General features: G+C 59.9%; 13 protein-coding genes. 10 read left to right on the top strand and 3 right to left on the bottom strand.

Translation table 11 applies throughout. From position 1 onward, the window contains the following. From BLR85_RS29665 to BLR85_RS24940, 5 genes are all read left to right on the top strand, one after another. Positions 1 to 224 (top strand): hypothetical protein (locus BLR85_RS29665; protein ID WP_212635162.1); only part of this gene is annotated, 224 nt, incomplete at its 5' end. A 517-nt stretch (positions 225 to 741) separates the two neighbouring features. After that, positions 742 to 1,731 carry an AraC family transcriptional regulator gene (locus tag BLR85_RS24955; protein ID WP_163886949.1) on the top strand — a complete coding sequence of 330 codons (990 nt, stop codon included), beginning with the start codon at positions 742 to 744 and terminating at the stop codon, positions 1,729 to 1,731. A gap of 219 nt (positions 1,732 to 1,950) precedes the next feature. Then, positions 1,951 to 2,160: a glycine zipper 2TM domain-containing protein gene (locus BLR85_RS24950; protein WP_068317347.1), complete on the top strand. Its 210-nt coding sequence runs from the start codon at positions 1,951 to 1,953 to the stop codon at positions 2,158 to 2,160. 242 nt (positions 2,161 to 2,402) lie between these two features. Beyond that, the gene (locus BLR85_RS24945; protein ID WP_212635161.1) at positions 2,403 to 3,338 is read left to right on the top strand and encodes a DUF1214 domain-containing protein; all 936 of its coding nucleotides are present in this window, start codon (positions 2,403 to 2,405) and stop codon (positions 3,336 to 3,338) included. A gap of 17 nt (positions 3,339 to 3,355) precedes the next feature. Then, the gene (locus BLR85_RS24940; RefSeq protein ID WP_093163845.1) at positions 3,356 to 4,354 is read left to right on the top strand and encodes a DUF1214 domain-containing protein; all 999 of its coding nucleotides are present in this window, start codon (positions 3,356 to 3,358) and stop codon (positions 4,352 to 4,354) included. A 116-nt stretch (positions 4,355 to 4,470) separates the two neighbouring features. Here the strand turns inward: BLR85_RS24940 and BLR85_RS24935 are convergent, their stop codons facing one another. Continuing rightward, entirely contained in the window at positions 4,471 to 6,849 is a 2,379-nt protein-coding gene (locus BLR85_RS24935; protein ID WP_093163843.1) for a YbcC family protein, read from the bottom strand. A 16-nt stretch (positions 6,850 to 6,865) separates the two neighbouring features. Next, positions 6,866 to 8,197: a proton-conducting transporter transmembrane domain-containing protein gene (locus BLR85_RS24930; RefSeq protein ID WP_342028816.1), complete on the bottom strand. Its 1,332-nt coding sequence runs from the start codon at positions 8,195 to 8,197 to the stop codon at positions 6,866 to 6,868. Positions 8,198 to 8,522: 325 nt separating this feature from the next. On the opposite strand from BLR85_RS24930, the gene BLR85_RS24925 reads away from it, so the two are divergent. From BLR85_RS24925 to BLR85_RS24905, 5 genes are all read left to right on the top strand, one after another. Beyond that, the gene (locus tag BLR85_RS24925; protein WP_093163841.1) at positions 8,523 to 9,413 is read left to right on the top strand and encodes a LysR family transcriptional regulator; all 891 of its coding nucleotides are present in this window, start codon (positions 8,523 to 8,525) and stop codon (positions 9,411 to 9,413) included. Between the two features lie 1,125 nt (positions 9,414 to 10,538). Then, positions 10,539 to 11,537, top strand: a complete 999-nt coding sequence (gene dctP / locus BLR85_RS24920) for a TRAP transporter substrate-binding protein DctP (RefSeq protein ID WP_212635159.1) — start codon at positions 10,539 to 10,541, stop codon at positions 11,535 to 11,537. Between the two features lie 72 nt (positions 11,538 to 11,609). Then, positions 11,610 to 15,317 (top strand): hybrid sensor histidine kinase/response regulator, encoded by a 3,708-nt coding sequence (locus tag BLR85_RS24915; protein ID WP_170844756.1) that lies wholly within the window; start codon positions 11,610 to 11,612, stop codon positions 15,315 to 15,317. Between the two features lie 34 nt (positions 15,318 to 15,351). After that, complete coding sequence (locus tag BLR85_RS24910) at positions 15,352 to 15,729, top strand: Hpt domain-containing protein (RefSeq protein WP_093163835.1); 378 nt, start codon at positions 15,352 to 15,354, stop codon at positions 15,727 to 15,729. Continuing rightward, positions 15,726 to 17,258 (top strand): response regulator, encoded by a 1,533-nt coding sequence (locus BLR85_RS24905; RefSeq protein ID WP_093163832.1) that lies wholly within the window; start codon positions 15,726 to 15,728, stop codon positions 17,256 to 17,258. Before BLR85_RS24910 ends, BLR85_RS24905 begins: the two co-directional genes overlap by 4 nt. Positions 17,259 to 17,648: 390 nt before the next feature. Here the strand turns inward: BLR85_RS24905 and BLR85_RS29660 are convergent. Then, positions 17,649 to 17,869, bottom strand: a 221-nt coding sequence (locus BLR85_RS29660) for a hypothetical protein (protein ID WP_212635012.1), incomplete at its 5' end; no start/stop codon positions are given.

The following is a 17,869-nucleotide window of genomic DNA, read 5'->3' as shown; positions in this document are numbered from 1 at the left end:
CCCGCGCGTTGCGCGATCTCGCGTTGGGTCAGGCCCGACTTCTCGATGGCGGTGGTCAGGAAGGCGGCGGTGGGGCTCTTGGTCATGTCATGCTCAGCAGCGTTGTTTCATTCACTGCTGATATAGAAGGACGCGTTCGATCCGGGCGGGGGCAAGGACGGATGACTGAGCAGAGAGATGAGAAGGTCAAGTCGTGCTCCGCCATGGCCAAAGCTTGTAGCTGAGGACGGCTTTCCGCTCTGTCTTTTTCTTGATCGCGGCGAGGCACCCCGGCACGAAAAGCTAGAGTTCAACGGTCGTGAACGGCCCTTGGCGGAAATAGATCATTCGTTGAAAGGACGTCCGTTTCCTCGTGCCGATTCATTGGAATCAATGCGAACCCGCAAGCGAGTCGAGCCCAAAAATGTCAGAGCGTTTTTTCAAAGTGACGCTGCCAATGTCCTGCGCAGTCGCGACCTACATCTAGATTCGGACTATCGCCACGTTTGAAAGAAAACGGTTCGTTGTATCCTCGCTGTTTGATCGGGATCCAGTTCGACAGCTTGTCCTGAGAACCAGGACCGTCGGGTCAGCGCGTCAAGTCCGAGACGATCACGATAGCCTCGATCACAACTGCCGTGTCCCGGGCGACACGGTAGACCTCGTTGTAATAGCGAGCGTGTCTGTCGCAGACGCGCAGTCAATTTCTACTGGACAACGAGTCATCAAATTGCGTCAAATTCCCGGATGGTTGTGCCGTTCGTGAACTCGCTCACACTCAAGAGCGTCGTGGAAATCATCGATGGGATGATCCCTCAGCAAGATGTTGATTGGGCCATGCGAAAGGTCGCAATCAATCGCCGCCTGATTGCAGGGCCCCCAGTCTTCCTTCCTCTACAAACAGAAGCCTGTTTTTTGGAATCCCTGGCGCGTAAAACTGGAGAACGGCATCTGGGAGCCATCATAGGCCAGCATTACGATTACGAGGAACTGTCCTGGTACTCTACATACGTCCTTTCAGCTCGGACATTGGGCGAAGCAATGCTTAGAGCGGCAAAGGCGTTGCCTGTCTTGAACCCCGGATGTCGCGTTGCTCTCGAACGAAGAGACCAGAATGTCGTTGTACTTTTCTACTCGGGGATTCCAACTGTTGTGGGCGCACGTCACATTGACGAGGGCTTGCCATGCATGATGATCGATCTCTGCCGCAGGTTCCTGGGACGTAACTGGATGCCCGCCTGGATCGAAACTCCGAGTGCGTCGCACGGCTTTGAAAGCAGCCTTGCGCAGGTCTACGACGTGCCCCTGCTCTATCGTCCCTACGGTTCCGGAATTGGATTGGATCGACAGTTGCTGGACGCGCCTAATCCGAACTCCACGGGTGCCGAAAAGAAGGTGCTGTTGCGAGATCTGCCCGGCCTGCTAGGCGTGTCACCACCATCTTCATTCGCCGAGAGCGTTAACGCAGTATTGCGGGTCCAATTGATGCTGGGTGACACTTCCATCGAAACCGTTGCTCATTGCATGTCGCTTGGAACGCAGAGCCTCCAGCGGCGGCTGAGAGCCGAAGGCACAAGCTTTCGTGATGTAAGAAATGCTTTCCTGAAAGCCCGTGCAGTCGATCTCCTGCGCGAGACGAACCACAGCATCACCGAGATTGCCGGCGCACTTGGCTATACTGAGACGAACAGCTTCCGGCGCGCTTTTCGGACCTGGACAGGGCGGACGCCGACAGATTTCTCTCCGACATGACCATGGCCAAGTTTCCTTAGAGTCCAGATCAGGGCGCTGCAGGTATGCTTGACGCAAACTGATCACTTTCTTCAGGTATAATAAAGCTGTGCAAGGGGTCTACGGAACTCGACTTTTACCGCTCCTTTTACATGAGAACCGGGTGAGATTTGTTTTCTTCAAGAAGGAGCCGATGTTTCGTCGGTCACTTTCCTTCTACTTTGGGAGGGGTTTGGACAAATGAAACTCAGCTTCATAATGGCATCCATCGCAGGTCTCGCATTCGTCGCTATGTCAGCTTGCACGGACAACCAGGCCGTGAACGCGGCCACAGGGGCAGCCGTTGGCGGCGCACTTGGCAATCAGGTCGGCAGTGGCACTGGCAAAACCGCAGCAACGATCGCTGGTGCAGCCGCCGGCGCAGCGATTGGGGCAAACGCAACGAAATAGCGTGATTGAATGTCGGCTGACGTATCAATCTCCGCGTTCCGTAAGTCTGTTTCGGACCCTTTGGCGGGAAGAGAGGCAGAGGGTCGGCGGCACGTGGACAACCTCAGGAGATTACCATGATTACGAAAGCACCGCATAGAGCTGCGACCGCGGTGGCAGTCGCATCGCTTTGTGTTGGCACATCCGCTGCCCAGGTAGGCGGGGACAACCTCAGTGCCATTCTGGAGGCTCGGGAGATTCCCGTGACCATCGACAACTTCGTGCGCGCGGCCACAGAGATCGAGTTTGGCAAGTACCTGGCGATCACAGGTGGCGTGAACAACCTGGTGCACATTCGGGAACCCGCTCAAATCGACATGCAGCCAACAATCCGGATGAACCGGGACGTCCTCTACAGCATGGCCGTGATCGACATCAGTGAAGGTGCAACGCTGACCCTGCCGGAAACGGGTGAGCGGTACCTGTCGGCGCAGATTGTCAATCAGGATCACTACATGAACAAAGTGTTCGTGGGTGGGGGGGTGTATGCGCTCGACATAGACACTTTCGATACACCGTATGTGGTCGTCATCATCCGCACGCTGGTCGATGCCTCCGACGCCGAGGATCTCGCGGCGGTGCATGCATTGCAGGACCAGATGGCTTTGGCGGCCAACTCGTCCAAGCCGCTCATCATTCCGGATTACGACGAAGAGAGCTTTGACGCGGTGCTGAAAGCAGCCCTCGAACTTGGAAGGTATGCGCCAGACAGCAGCAGAACCTTTGGGCCGAAGGAGGAGGTGGACCCGCTCCGCTACTTCCTCGGAGCGGCTATCGGTTGGGGAGGGCTTCCCGAGGAGGAAGCCTACTATTTGAACATCGAACCCGGTCTGCCTGTTGGAACCTACAAGATCGAGGTTCCGGCAGACGTTCCGGTGGACCAGTACTGGTCCGTCAGCCTCTACAACGCCGCTGGGTTCTACGAGAAGAATGATCTCGACGCCTACAACATCAACTCGGTCATGGGAGAGCGCAATGAGGACGGTTCGATAACTGTTCACTTTGGCGGATGCGAGGACGGGCGCGCCAACTGCCTGCCGAACATGGAGGGATGGAACTACACGATCCGGCTCTACCAGCCTCGGGCGGAAATCCTCGACGGCAGTTGGACGTTCCCCGAAGTTCAGTCGGTCAACTGACCAGGAAGGAGAAAGTCATGAGAACATTGCTTGCCATGGCGCTCTGCGTCCCAACGTTCGCGTTCGCCGAGGATGTGACGATTGCAAACCTCGTACGTGCGGAATCCGACACCATGATCCGGGCCAACCTCAAGTCATTCGGGATCGACGTTGGCGAATTGCTCCATATGCGTGAACCGACGACCGTATCGACGCAAACGATCATTCGCCCGAACCAGGATACTCTTTACTCTGCAGTCATGCTGGACCTGTCGGAGCCGGTGACAATCACGCTGCCAGAAACGGATGGCCGCTTCCAGTCGATGCTGGTGATCAGCCAGGACCACTACAGTTTTGTTGAGGCCATGCCTGGCACCTACGAACTGACCGAGGAAGACGTTGGCACACGCTTCGCCTTCGTGCTGTTCCGCACTTTCGTCGATCCGGCGGATACGGACGACATTGCGACGGCACATGCCACTCAAGATGGCGTTGTGCTGACGGGTGGCGGCGAGGGGCCGTTCGAGGCTCCGGATTGGGATCTCGAAAGCCTTGCCGAAGCACGCACGGCGGTTAGCGATCTGGCCAGCGCGGTCGGCTTCAATGCATCGCGTGCCTTTGGCCGAAAGGACGAGGTCGACCCGATCGATCACCTGGTTGGCGCCATGGCCGGCTGGGCCGGCCAGCCTTCGTCGACGGCTTTGGGCATTCTTGAAAGCGTCGAGGCGAATGACGGCCAGACACCACACGCAGTTACCGTCAAGGACGTGCCTGTCGACGCGTTCTGGTCGATCACCGTTTACAACGCCGAAGGCTATCTCGAAGCAAACGATCTCAACCGGAACAGCTACAACAACGTAACCGCCGCCCCCAACGACGACGGGTCCTACACAATCCACTTCGGAGGATGCGACGATGGCCGCGTGAACTGCATTCCGATCACGGAAGACTGGAACTACACGATCCGGCTCTACCAGCCTCGCGAGGAAATCCTCAACGGTACTTGGCAATTCCCCGCGGTGGAACCGCTCGGGTAAACGATCGGTGTCAAAACCGTCTGGCACTTCCAAGGCGATCCCGAGGCGTGCAAAGGCCGGCGCAACCACCGCCTCATTGCCGTGGATCGTACCAAAGGCCGCTCGGTTCGGCAGCATCACGCGGCGCGGCCCTCCGCCGCGTCCGCCCAGGCAAGTCCAGGACGATACCGTGCATCGACTTTTCCGTCCTTCAACGTGAACAAGTGCATCCAGCCGTTGTCAAAGAGATCTCGGATCTCGGGATTACGCTCGAGGACGTCCGTGATTGCTTCGCGCGGCGCTTCGATCATCACAGACAGCCGGACCGGTTCGTGCATCGCCTTCTCGCCATCGTGGACCGCTTGCCACGGCAATCCCGTTCTCAGCCGGCCCGAATTGCCCTCGATGACACCGATGCCACCGACGACGTTGTGAATGAGCTTGTTGCCACCGCCGAACACGTCGGGCATCACCGACGATCCGTAATATTGAAGGCTGATCCAACTTGCCACGACGACCGGGGCGGTGAGTATCAGCTCAAGCGTGCAGAAGCCGTCATCCGCCTGCCAGGAGTAACTGTGAAGGAAAGCGCGCCCCCCAAGGTCTTTCCCCGCAGTGGCAGCACGCGGCGCTGCGATGAAGGCAGCGCACCCGGCAAGCCCCCATTCGGGGCGCACCTCAGCCCAGTTCAAAGCGCGGTCGGCTACGTTTAACGCCGTGGCTCCGGGCAGCTTGGGCGCGCGTTCGGCCCGTGCCATCCGTCCGGCCTGCTTCAGCGAACCTTTCATCCGGCGGATCTCCTCGCTCCGATCCGCGGGCAATCCGTCGTTGTAGATTGTGACCTCGTCCGTCGTCGTGTCGTGCAGACCGGCGATGAAAAGTGTGTCATCGGGGATCGCAATACCGCGCTCGGCCAGACCGGATCTGGTTTCAGGATCGTTCAGCAAGTTGGCGAGAAACCGTGCTGACACCTCGCCGGTGTAACCGCCGCAGGCCCCGCAGTGATAGGCGCTTTCGTGCGGGTTGTTCGCGACCTGTCCACCGTGGCCGAGCAGCAAAACGATCTTTGCAAAGCCCTTCGTCAGGCTCATGGCGCCTAGAACGGCGGCCGCCGTGTCAGCTTTTGTTTTTGCATCCAGACCTCCAACAACCTGTGGCGCCGGATCGGGCTTTTTCGTTGGACCGCCCCACCCCAACGCATCGCGCGTCAGTTTCGCGGCATAAAACAGCCCCGCCGTCTCGACGAAAGCGAAGGACGAGACAGCCGCCTGGCGGAACCGGCCCCAGGCACGCAAGGTCCGTGCGGCGATCCGAGTGTCCTGCTCGCTCGCCGGGTCTGAGTGGCTTGTGGTTTCGACGGCCGGGTTCAGGAGGACCGGCAGGTGCGCTTCCACGACATCCGAACCATGCGCCTTGTGCGCCAACGACACACCGAAGAACCCCGCGAAACCGATGGTCTCAATCGAACAGTCGACGCTTTCCAAGGCCCGCCGGAAGACCTCGGAGCGCACGTCTATGCAGAATGCCGCTTGAAGTGAGGGGCGGTCCGTTGACGCGGTTTCTCCGTCAAGCAGGGCCAAAAAGTCTCGTTGATGCGCCCGCTCCGACGCCTCTTGGAAGATTGCCAGGGCAACATCCTCTTCCGAAGGCTCGACAGGTGCGCTATGCGCCAGCACAGTTTCGAACCATTCTTTCGCTATCTCTGGCACATGTGCGAGAAGAGCTTCCTCCCAGATCAGCCGGATTGCGAGCAGATCGGCCAGTGTCCGGTCCGTCTTTCCGGCGAGTTCCGCCTGCCAGAGAAGCCAACGCGCATGCTGCGACCAGCCACTTAGGTCCATGTAGAGCCGGTGGAAAGCGGTTTCGGCAGCCGCCTCGTTCAAGCCGAGTGCGTCCGCGGCCCGCAGGATTGCGCTATCTGTGGTGTCCGGGGCTGCCGCTACATGAGCACAGAAACCAGTGAGGCCCGCGATCTCGGGCGTCAGGTCGTGCGTGGCCCAATCTCGCCAGGAAGCAAACGCCTCCAATCCCGGTGTCGGTGACCAGAGTGCTTGGCCCCGGTCGAACCGTCCCGCGGCCCAGAGACCGAAGGATTTCTCGATGATTGACGGCCAGTCCACCCCCGTTGCCGAGGCGGCAAGGTCGGCCACCGTCGGCAGGCCCGTCCACTCGTCGGTCGTGGCCATGGCCGCGAAAGTTTTCAGTGCCACAAGGTCTTTGGGCTTGAACGGCGACGTGGCTGCCGACCGCGCCGCTTCCAGGTCAGCGTCGATCAGGCGCCCGGTCTCGATCATGGTGGCGTAGGCGACGCCCGACCGGGTTGCGCGAACGCCGGCGACCCGTCGCAGGCGCGCCGAGGCGGTTGCCAGATCATCGCCGGCCTGGCCCAAGAAGGGGTTGACCGCGACGGTCGCCTCCAGCGGGAAAGCAGGTGGGATACGTCGTGCGGCGTTTTCGGCGGCCACCAGGATCGCCGACATCAGGGAAGGTGCGATTTGCGAGTGCTTGAGGAACATGTCGGTCTCCGTGATCTCAATTAGTTTTCGCGCTGAGAAAGCCGCCGATCGCGCGGTCAAGCAAAGCGTTCAGGTAGAAGCCATTCGCAAGATGCACCCGAAGCCCGGCCGTGGATGGATGATGCGCCCAGAGCGGGAAAAGCGCCTGCGCGAAGGCAACAAGGCCGAAGGAAACCACCGTGAGCACGAGAAGTGCCCATTCAAGCGGCCCCGGCATCGGAGCCGGTGGCAGGGACGGCCCCCAGATGGCCTGCGCTGCGGCCTGGAAGGCGAAGTAGGCCACAGCCGCGCCTAGCGATGCCAGCGCCGTACGCTTGGTCAGCTCCGCAGGCGCGAGATCGGCAAGCCCCTGTGCGACCAGATAGGCGACCCCAAGGATTAGGATAGTACCGAGCGCGAGCGCCTGCGCCGTCTTCGGCCCGCTGAGTGCGGTGAAGATAGTCGAAATCACCAGGTAGAGTGCAAGCGCGAGGGTGAAGGACTTGAGCACCGCACCGATGCTCGGAACCGCGATGGGACCAGGGCGGCGAAGGCTTGCCACGGCCCTAACCGCGCCGCCCGAGGACAGGAAGGCGTGCGCCTTGTAAAGCGAATGCGCCACAATATGCAGCAGGGCCAGCGCCCAGAGACCGAACCCGCATTGTAGAAGCAGAAAGCCCATCTGGGAGACGGTGGACCAAGCTAGCGATGTCTTTACCGCGCTTTGCGTAAGCATGACAGCGGCCCCGAAAAGCGCCGTGAAACCACCGATCATCACGAGTGCGGCCATGGCCCCTGGGCTTTGCTGGACGAGCCCCGCCAGTGCGATCAGAAGAACGCCGCCCGAATTGATGATGCCCGCGTGCAGAAGTGCCGAAACGGGCGTAGGCGCTTCCATGACTTCGGTGAGCCACCCGTGCAGCGGGAAGGCCGCCGTCTTGAGCGTCGCCGCGAAGACGATGAGCGCGATTGCGACAGACGCGGCCAAGGTCAGGTCGGCATCGGCTGAAGCCACCACAATCGCCGCGAAGTCTCCCGTTCCGTAGCGTGCTGCCAGCAGCAGCGCGGCAATAACCAGCACTGCGTCTGCGCCGTGCCAGACCAGAGCGAATTTCGTGGCTGCCCGTCGGGCCTCGGGACGGGTGCTGTAGAACAGTAACAGGCGCCTCAATCCCAGCCCGACCAGTGCCGATGACGCGATAAGGGCGGCCATGCTGCCCGATTGCACGAACAGAAGCACTGCGGCCAGTGTAATGAGCATAAGCGCGAGGAACCGGCCCTCCCGCGCCTCGCCGTAGAGAAAAGTGCGGCTGTAGCGTATCACCACCCAACCGATGAAGGCGACGAGGAGCGCCAGAGTGACATTCACCAGACCGGCTTTGAATGTGAGGGCCGCAGAGCCCTCGAGAACGGACAGGGTCGCAGGACCGGCGGCTGCGAACTGGGCAACACCTAGGACAGCGAGGCCAAGGGCCGCAACTGCGGCATACTCCGAAAGTTTCGACGGGCCCCCAGGGCGGCGCCCCGGCTGGTGCCAAGCAATAAAAGCCATAGCCATCAAGACGCCGGGTGCAAGAAAAGAGTACGAAACCATCATGAAATTTCTCCAAGGCGAGTTTGAAAGATCAGATACGCCATGACAGAGTTGAATAAAAATTTATATAGTATGCCAAATAATTCTATATTATGGAACAATGTCGACACTCAATCTTCATCACCTGCGCCTGTTTCGTGCCGTCGCGCGGGACGGGACATTGACAGGAGCCGCGCGGGCGCTCAACATCTCCCAATCGGCTGTTTCGACACAGATTAAGTCGCTTGAAGCCGCCCTTGGGCACGACCTGTTCGAGCGTCGCGGGCGTAATCTGGTCCTTTCGGAGGCCGGTCGCATTGCCCTGGATCATGCTGAAGAGATCTTTCGTGCCGCCGAAAACCTCACCGAAACGTTGAAGCAAGCCAAGGGCAAGCGCCGTGTTCTCAGGATCGGGGCATTGGCGACCTTGTCGCGAAACTTCCAGATCTCCTTTCTGGATCCCCTCATCGGTAGAGAAGACGTCGAAGTGGTCCTGCGGTCTGGAACGCAGGAAATGCTCCTGCGCGGTCTTGAGTCCCTTTCCCTCGATATCGTGCTCACCAATCTCGTTCCCGCACGAGACGCCTCCAGTCCCTACCTGGTTCATCAACTCGCCGATCAACCGGTCAGCCTTATCGGCACGCCGAACCAATCGATAGGCGATGGTGCCGACATCGCGGAAATTCTAGCGACCAAGCCGCTCGTGCTGCCGACCCCCGAGACATCGCTTCGCGCAGGATTCGACGCACTTCTGGAACGTCTCGGAATCGTCCCTCGGATTGCGGCGGAAGCGGATGACATGGCCATGCTGCGCTTGCTGGCGCGGGCAAATGCCGGTGTCGCGGTCATACCCCCCATCGTCGTTCAGGACGAATTGAACGCTGGAAAACTGAAGGAATATGCCCGCCTCGACGAAGTCAGGGAGGTTTTTGCGGCGGTAACTATCGCTCGTAAGTTCCCGAATCCGCTTATAAATGAGGTGCTGCGCACCAAACTACTGGCAATGGTATAGCATCAGACTGCGGCATCCCGACCGGGCGAGTCCCACGGAAGGTTGGTTTTTTTGAAAGTACCGTTTCAACGTTAGTGGCGGTTTTTCATTTCCGTCTGTCCCTCAGGATACTGTACCAATCTGTGGGTCGGTCTCGCATACGCCTTCAAAGGCACCTGAGCCGGGATCAGAAATACGCAGCACTCGGACGATCATTTTATGTTGCAACTACATCAAGTAATTTCCTCGACCGACAGCGATTGACCTAGGGCGCGCTAACCAGTCGAAGCACTCGTGAACCCCGATAAAATCCGGAGAACGCCCCCTTCCCTTTCCCGATGGATTGAAAATCCTCGTGTCGGTGGTTCGATTCCGCCCCCGGGCACCACTTTCAAAAACAGCTTCAGATGGTTTAGACACGCGATGCGGCCGTCATGCGATGCGGGCGCTGGTCCCGTGCGACGCTATGAAATTGCTGCGTAAGTTCGACGGGAATAACCCATATTCAGCCGCCACTCCCGTGCAACGAAGCGTAGGACCGTTATCAGCCTTTCTCGGTCACTCGTGCCAGGCTCAGCGTGGGCCGCTCACGATGCAAAAAGGGCGGAGTGCGGACGTTCTCTGCACAAAGCATTAGTGGCAGCAAAGCGGACGGCACCGTTGGAACTCAAGCTCCGCGAAATGCCGGAACATGCGCAGGCAGTTCGTAGTAGGTGGCACTTTTTGCGACCGTTGAACAACATAGGACCAACTTTCGTGCCCACATAAACGTCCGCGCACGCGCGCACATATGTAGGCGTTACTCCGGTCGGATGTGCAAAATTCTTGCAAAGACCGGTTAACCACTTTGCTTGATTGCAGTGTCAATCGAAACTCGGCACGGCCTCTTTGTGGTAGCATTTTTCGTCACTTGCCCTACGGTTGGGAAATTCGTGCTGAGTGTGTTCGACAAAGGACCGATGCTTTTCCTTTGAAGTCAACGATAGTGGGAGTGGAATTCAGATGTCGGAGAGGAAAGCCAGTCAGGTTCAGGCGAGAGGATCTCTCTGCCGAGGTCGGCGCGAGTTCCTTGGCGCCGGCTTACTCGGAGCGGGCGCTCTGGCCACACCATTTATCGGAAACGCAAAGGCCTCCGCAGGGAGGAATATGAAGCTCCAATCGCTCTGGACGGAAGACACGATCGGATATCGGACCTTCAAACGCTGGTGCGAAAGCGTGGTCGAACTCACATCGGGTGAAGTGGGTTTCATACCGTTTCCCGGCGGGAGCGTCGCCGAGATTTTCGACATGATGACCGCGACCTCCGCGGGTGTCCTCGACGGTATGCACTGGGTGCCGCATTACGCGGCAGTTACCGGGGCAATGCCGGCTGGAGCGTTCCTGACATCATTTCCGATGGGGCTGCCGCACCCGCACCAATGGGATATGCTTTTCGATAGCTACGGCGGAACAGATCTCGCCCGTGAGTTGTATGCCCGGCACGGGCTGCACTACGTCGGACATGTCCACCACGACATGAACCTGATCCACTCGAACGTCCCGATACGGTCTCTGGACGATTTCTCCGGGCTGAACCTTCGGATGCCGGGAGGCCTCGTCGCCGATTGTTTCGAGGCGATCGGAGCCAGGACGGTGGCACTTGCAGGTTCGGAAGTACGGCCCGCGCTTGCATCCGGCGCGATTGATGCCGCGGATTTCACAGGACCCGCGATGAACTTCGATCTGGGGTTTGCCGATGTCAGCAAGTACATCGTGATGGGCCCCACATCGACGCCATGCCTGCACCAGCCCGTGGATCTGACGATTGTCGTGTTCAACCAGGGCGTTTGGGACAGCCTGTCCACGGCGACGCAAGACCTGTTGACCGAACTCGTTCGGTCCTTCTCGATGCAGCATTTCACGGCGCATCAGGAAGCAAATATCGAGGCGTGGTCGCAGTTCGCCGCGGCAGGGGTCGAGGTAACGCGCCTTTCTGAGCAAGACGTGGATCGGTTCCGCGCCATCGCCTTACCGCTCTGGTTCGAATGGGCAAACCGGGATCCGGATTCGGCGCGTGTCCTGTCACTGCATCTCGAAGTCATGCTCAACCCGGCAGTCGCATATATTTCGCCTGAAGACATCGAGGGGTTTGAACTCAAACTCTAGAGGTCTTCTTCTGAAGGGCAATGACCGGATTGGTGATCGGAGATGGGATCGGAAAACAACGCAAAGGGACAGTTGTCTGCATTTCTTCCCTCGACGATCCGGGGAAAGCTCCTTTTGGTGATCGCGATCATTCTCGGCTCCGCACTCCTGAGCGGCCTGATCGCAAATCGCGCCAACACCATTGTTCGGGAGCAACTCACTTCGATCACCGAGGAGGTCATTCCGGCCCTTGGGGTCGCGCATAGCGTGTCCGAAGTAACCACCAATATCCGCAACTCCTCTGCCGCAGTCGCGACCTCGGCAAGCCCGAGGGAGCTCACCGAACGCCGCGTCGAACTAGAGGACTACCTGGCGCAGGCCCGACATATCATTGATCCGCTCACCTCATCGAGGAAGGCATCCGATCCGGTCGCAAGCCTCGAGGCGTCAATTGGCGACGTCGAGGGGCTTTCGGAGAAGCAGGCGGAGATCGTTTCCGAACGCCTTGCTCTGGCGAACACGCTGTCGGGAAAGATACAGGCGCTGGCGCGCACGCATTCCCAGTTCAACAGCTCGATTGAACCCTTGATCACGGATCAACTCGACGTCCTGCGCGACGAGAGCGATCGTGTCGTTGCCGGAACAGACGGCACGGTCGAGTATCTCAACGATCTGAGCGTCCGGGCGCTCGTCCCGCTCGCGAGCATGCAGGTTCAGCTCGGGATCATCGAACAGACGCTCGCGGGCGCCCTGTCGGCAACTTCGGAGGAGGGCGTGCGCAAGGCGTGGAGCGACTATGTCGTGGCGAGTTCGGTGGCCACACGCAACGCCGCGGAACTCGCTGCCAACGATGCCGTTCGGCAGGTCGTCGACGTTGACGAACTCTCCGAGCAACTTGACCGGATAACAGCCTTCGGCGCCGGAGAGACCAGCATCTTCGATCAGCGTTCCATCGCACTCCAGGATCCCACGGCACCCGAGGTCGACGCCGCCGCGAAGGCGCTGGATATACGGAAAGCCCTCGATGGTCTTTCGGCAAGTCTGAAATGGTCCATCATCCTGATAAGAGGGCAGACGGTCACGGCAGGTGCCGATCTCAGCCGCGAGGTGTCGGCCAGCCTCGACAGGATCAATGATGCCAGCATCGCTAGCTACGGCGCGCTCCTGTCGCTCGAGGCGCTTGGAAACCGTGGGGTCGGGATCCTCACGCTGGCGCCGTTTGCCGAGGAGGAATCCACCTTGGCTGCCCTGAGGCACGACCTTGAGGAGGTCGCTGCGGAGACCGAAAAGCTGTTGGCGCCGTTAAGCGAACGCGTGAACATCGGCGAAACGGCAGAACTGGCCGAGCGTTTGATCGGTTTCGGTCGAGGCGAGGAAAGCGTCTTTGATCTGCGTGCCATGGAACTGATCGCTCTTCGGCAGACTAGCGAATTGCTTGCCCAAACGACCGAGTTGACCGAGCAGATGAGCGTTCTGTCCGCCGAGATCGTGGCCGGTTTCGGCGCGCAGGCAGATGTTTCGGTCGCCCGGGTGCTCGAGTCCCTGCGAACCAGCCGAGCGACCGTCTTCGTCGTCTTTTCCGCGTCGTTTCTCGCGATCATCGGGGCAATTGCCTATGTCAATCGTAGTCTCGGCACGCGGCTGGGGGCGTTCAGCAATGCCACCCTTGCCCTCGCGCAGGGAGACTTGCATGTGGAGCTTCCGCCACCGACAGGACGCGACGAAGTCTCGCGCCTGATGCATGCTCTGACGGTCTTCCGGGACACCGCGGTAGAGATGGAGCAAAGCAACCTTCGGAAAATCGCGGAAACCCGGCAACGCCTGATCGACGCGATCGAGAGCATTTCCGAAGGCTTCGCCTACTTCAATTCCGATGATCGACTGGTCCTTTGCAACACCCGCTATCGCAACTTCCTGAACGACCAGGAGGGCGTGTTCGTGCGGCCGGGAGCGTCTGTCTCCGAGATCGCGAGCCACGTGCCATCATCCTCGGGGCTCCGCCTGGAAGCCGCACCGCTCCGCGGTGATTCGTCCGCGGATCCCGGCGAGTTCGATGGGGCGCGGCCAGGTCTTCGTCACCTGCAGGATGGGCGTTGGGTGCAGATCGGCAAGCGCCGAACCGTCGACGGTGGAACGGTCGTTGTCTACTCCGATGTCAGCGAACTCAAGGCCCGGGAGAGCGAGCTTACCCAGGCCAAGGAGCAGGCGGAGGCGGCCAACGACGCCAAAAGCACATTCCTTGCCACCATGAGCCACGAAATCCGCACGCCACTGAACGGCATCATGGGCATGAGCAGCCTGCTGGCATCGACCAAGCTGGACGTCGAACAGCGCGATTTCGCGAACACGATCGGTGAGGCCGCCGATACGCTGCTGACCATCATCAACGACATTCTCGATTTCTCCAAGGTTGAGGCGGGTGCGCTCGAACTTGAGGAGATCGAGATCGACCTCGTCGAAACGGTAGAGGCGGCGGCCGAACTTGTTGCCCCGAAGGCCGCGGAAAAAGGAGTTGAACTTGCCTGTCGGGTCAAGCCCGGCGTGCCACGCGAAGTCGTTGGCGATCCGACGAGGATCAAGCAAGTTCTGCTCAACCTGCTGAACAATGCGGTGAAGTTCACGAATGAGGGGGAGGTCCTGCTGACCGTATGCTCTGCCACCGAGCACCGGAAGCAGGAGTGGGTAGACGCCACGTGGATCGAGTTCGTTGTGAGCGACACAGGGATCGGCATACCGGAGGATCGGATGGACCGGCTGTTCCGCTCTTTCAGCCAGGTCGATGCCTCGACGACGCGGCGCTATGGCGGAACCGGTCTGGGACTTGCAATCAGCAAACGCATCGTCGAGAGCATGGGGGGACAGATCGCGGTTCAGAGCGAGGTTGGCCGCGGTTCGACCTTTTCGTTCGCTGTTCCATTGCCGGCGCACGAGAGCATGGGCACTGGCTCCTCTGCCCATTCTGACCCAAACTTCCGGGGCGAGTCCGTTCTTGTCGTCGACGACAACCGCACCTCTCAGGACATCCTAGAAGAACGCCTGATTGGGTGGGGGCTTCAGGTACAGGTTGCCGCCGCTCCGATGGAGGCGATGACGATGCTCGAGGACCGGCGAGCCTTTGCTGCCGTTCTGATCGACTTCGGCTTGCCCGAGATGAATGGCCTGGAACTCGCGCGTCGTATCCGCGAAACGCTCGGCGATGGCGCTCCTCCGATGATACTCTTCACATCGTTTACGCCGTCCGAGCCGGGCCAGTGGGCCGAGATCCGTGCTTCCGGTTTCGCGTCAGTGATGACGAAGCCTGCCAGATCGAGGCAACTCCTAAGGGCACTCGAGGCTACCATTGCCACCGACGCCAAGGCGGAGCGTTCGGCATTCGCCCAGGACGCCGTTCGAGAGGCCGACCGTTCGTTGTCCATACTTCTGGTGGACGACAACCGGATCAACCGGAAGGTCGGCAAGAAGCTCCTAGAAAAGAACGGGTTCGCGCCCGAGGTCGCTTCGGGTGGCGAAGAGGCCGTCCAGATGGCGACAGGAGGTGCTTACGATGTGGTCCTTATGGATGTCGAGATGCCAGACATGGACGGGATTTCAGCCGCGGCGGCCATTCGCGAGAGCGTAAGCGACATGGCGCGCCCCTTCATCGTGGCCCTGACCGCCAATGCGCAGATTTCCGCGCGTGAGAAGTACCTCGAGGCCGGGATGGACGATTACGTCAGCAAGCCGGTGGACGAAGGCGCGCTGCTGGACTGCCTCGAGCGCGGTGTGAGCTTTCGGCAGGCGCAGCGCGCACGGAGTGCCTAAAGTCGGACAGATACGGGAGGCAAGGCGGGGGACTATGGAAGACGATCAGATTGACCGGGGGGCGCTCCGGAAGCTGCTTGCGCTACTTGGAAACGATCCTGCGGAACTCGAGGATCTGCTGTCGGACTACTATCAGGACGCGCCAGATCTTGCCCAGCGCATCGTGGACTCCGCCGCGCGTGGAGACGTCGAAGCGCTGCGCATTGCATCGCATTCTCTGAAGTCCAACGCGCGCGACTTCGGCGCATTGCGATTGTCTGATCTCTGCGCTGACCTGGAGAAAGAGTGCCGAGCCGGATCACCAAGGGATCCGCAGCAGGCCGCTCAGGCAATCCGACTGGCGGAGGAAACGGCGCGACAGGCTCTCTCCGAAATTGAGATCAGCGGGCTCAGTGCGGAGTCGGGCGATTGACGATCAGGGAGGCTGAAAGCGAAGGTGCCGCAGCCGCGAAGACCCTCATCGTGGACGACAGTCGGGTCAGCGGGCGAAAACTTCAGAAAGCCGTGCAGGCGCTCGGTCATGAGGCCGAGACGGCATCCGACGGCCTGGAAGCGATGCAAAAACTACGCGCCCGGTCCTACGACATCGTGTTCCTGGACATCGTCATGCCGTCGATGGACGGCTACCAGGTCCTGAAGGCCATGAAGGCGGACGAGGCGCTCCGTGATATCCCGGTGATCGTGGTGTCCTCTCTCGAAGATGAGATCGGCAGTGTCGCCCGGGCCATCGAACTGGGAGCGGAGGATTTCCTGCCGAAGGACTATGAGGTGGTCATCCTGAAGGCCCGTGTGAACGCGTCGCTGTCCCGCAAGCGTTTCCGGGACAGGGAACTCGACTACTTTCGCGACATCGATCAGCTTACGCGCGCGGCGCAGGTCATCGAAGGTGGCGCGTTTCGGCCGGCGGAACTCTCGGTGGATTCCGTCGCGAAGCGAAGCGACCCCCTCGGTCGGCTTGCCGTGGTGTTTCGCGGCCTTGCCGAGGAAATCTACGCGCGTGAGAAGCGTCTCGACCAGACCATCCGAACCTTGCGAGGCACGCTTCTCGTTCTGGCAGCGGGCAGCATTTTCGGGCTGGCGCCAGCCCTTGGGCGGATGGCATCGGAAATCTCGGTGCCGCCTCTCGGGCTCGTGTTCTGGTCGAACCTCGTCGCCGCAATTCTGTGCCTGCTGGTCTCGATCACTCGCAACGGGTTGCCACGGCCGGGTTTGCGGGATCTCGGTTTCATTGCGATCTGGGCGGTGGTTCTCGGGTGTCTCTACCAGCTGTTGACGGTCGTGATTGCAGGGCACGTGGAGGCATCCACGATTGCATTGATCGGCAGCACACGCGGCTTCATGGTGTTCCTGCTTGCGGCCTTCCTCGCACTCGAACCTCCGAGCATTCGTCGGTTCGTCGGCCTCGGCATCGGGTTCGCAGCCATTGCGATCGTCCTTTTGGCGAATGGTACGGGCGGCAGCGACGGCGACCGTCTCTGGCTCCTTTCCGCTCTGATTTTGCCGCTGCTGTTGTCCGTGCACACGCTTCTCATGGCGAAGCGCCCCGCGCATCTCGACGCTTCCGCGACGGTGGGCATCATGATGTTGTTCTCTGCATTGGCCCTCCTGCCGCTCGCGAGTGCTCGCGGCTCGATCTTCCTGCCGCCATTCCCGCCGGGGGAACGGGAGGCAATCATCCTCGTCCTTGGTGTCTCGAGCGCCGCGGCGCTGGTGATCGCGTTGAACCTCGTTTCCCTGGCAGGCCCGGTCTTTGCGAGCCAGATGGCCTATTCACAAACCCTTGCGGGGATCGCCTGGGGCATGCTGCTGCTTGGCGAGAGCCTATCGCCGCTTGCATGGGCTGCGCTCGCGATGGTGATCTTGGGGTTCTGGCTTGTGGAACCAAAGAAGGCTGGCGAGGAGTTCAGGGCGAAGTTCCGTATGCAGAGAGAGACCCCCTGAGGGATCGTCGAACCGTCCTGTTGGCGATCTTCGATCAACTGGGGTGCCCGTTTTGTAGTCGACCGAGTGCAATTTGACGTTCGAGACCTGCGTGTTCAGTTAGAAAAGCAAAAAAGCACTTTGATCTTCCGAAGGTACGACGCCACCGCAGCGACGACAATGAAGGCGCCCTGATTGGCGGTGCAAGCGCAATACTACGATCTCTAATGGACAGCGGAGTCAAATAGCTGGCTACTAGCCGTCGTTCGTTTCGAGAATCCCGAAGGTCGGCTTCGGTGCAGGTTTCTCGGACGCCACGCGGTACGTTTGAGTAAGAGCGGGGCGTTGCCTGGCGTCGGAGAAGCGCGCAAGCGGGAAATCGCGGGGTTGGTCTTTGCGGATCAGCTGTGTCTATGGGGATTTGAGCCGTTCGGTTGCTCTGGATCTGACTGGGCAGGTTGGGTTGGTAGGGCTGGTGTTGGCAAACTCATCGGGTTTTGTGCGGGCTTTTTGCCGATATGCGTTGTGTCCCGTTGATTTCAGCAACCTTCGCCCCTCCGATATTTGGAATTGCGCATGCCGGTTGAACCACAGGCGGTGTGGCGTGTGGCTGAGGTCGTGGTTTTCAATTC

Source organism: Aliiruegeria lutimaris (assembly GCF_900099935.1).
GTDB lineage: Bacteria > Pseudomonadota > Alphaproteobacteria > Rhodobacterales > Rhodobacteraceae > Tropicimonas > Tropicimonas lutimaris.
The sequence above is the reverse complement of the archived record's forward strand: the minus strand, read 5'-3'. Positions and strand labels throughout refer to the sequence as shown.